At 26.1% G+C, this 610-nt stretch carries 1 protein-coding gene; it reads left to right on the top strand.

Translation table 11 applies throughout. The features are described 5' to 3' along the window. Positions 1-348 (top strand): efflux RND transporter permease subunit (locus tag E6A48_RS11530; protein WP_219710454.1); only part of this gene is annotated, 348 nt, incomplete at its 5' end. Positions 349-610: the final 262 nt, after the last annotated feature.

Raw genomic sequence — 610 nt, 5'->3', positions numbered from 1 at the left:
GACTATATGAATCAGCTTATGCATGAGAAAAAAATTAATGGAGATGCTGCTGCTTTAATTGCTGGTCCTAGAAGATTAAGACCTGTACTTATGACTTCACTTACTACAATACTAGGTCTTCTTCCTATGGCTTTATCAAATGGTGAAGGTAATGAAATGTATCAGCCTCTATCTTTGGCAGTACTTGGCGGATTAAGTGTTTCTACTTTGTTTACACTTGTAATAGTACCTACTGTTTATGCTGCTATTAGAAATAGAATACCGCTTAAAGATTATGATGCTAAAGATTTGGCTAGTATTGAAACTAATCCAAATGTTGATGATGCGTTGAGTACTCCTGGTAAATAAATTAATAAAATAATATAAAAGGCTTGAGTTTTAATGCTCAAGCCTTTTTATTTTTTAAATAATTTATTAGTTATAATTGACTTTATTAGTTTTTAATGTTAGTATTTTTGAAAATCAATAGTGTTAGATTAATTATGTATAGATTAAAAAAAATATTTAATTTAATGATATTTTATTATCAATATTATTTTCCCCAGAAACACTTCATAGTTCAATAATTTTTTAAATAGTCAAAATAAAAAATAAAAAATAAAATAAAATA

Origin of the sequence: Brachyspira pilosicoli, from assembly GCF_019402445.1 — a bacterium.
Classification (GTDB): domain Bacteria; phylum Spirochaetota; class Brachyspiria; order Brachyspirales; family Brachyspiraceae; genus Brachyspira; species Brachyspira pilosicoli_B.
The sequence above is the reverse complement of the archived record's forward strand: the minus strand, read 5'-3'. Positions and strand labels throughout refer to the sequence as shown.